At 26.4% G+C, this 208-nt stretch carries 1 pseudogene; it reads right to left on the bottom strand.

From position 1 onward, the window contains the following. Window positions 1-208 (bottom strand): annotated as a pseudogene (locus IQR33_RS33865) (ABC transporter substrate-binding protein); the annotation flags it as partial.

Genomic DNA, 208 nt, shown 5'->3' with positions numbered 1-208 from the left:
TTGTTTTAATGCCCAATTAGCTTCTGATTGTAATGTAAATAATAAAGAATTCGTTAAATTTAATCGAAAGTTATAATCATCCCAACTCCAAGATATTTTTTCAACTGTTGTGTTAAGTTTTTGTGATAGTATTTTCATTGTTAAATGAGGGTTTTTATCCATCCAGTTAATTGAGTGATGAAGTGACTTTATTATTTTCATTACTTCT

The organism is Vibrio sp. OPT46 (assembly GCF_015163535.1).
Classification (GTDB): Bacteria; Pseudomonadota; Gammaproteobacteria; order Enterobacterales; family Vibrionaceae; genus Vibrio; species Vibrio alginolyticus.
Note: the sequence above shows the minus strand (reverse complement) of the source record. Positions and strands in the feature narration are given on the sequence as shown.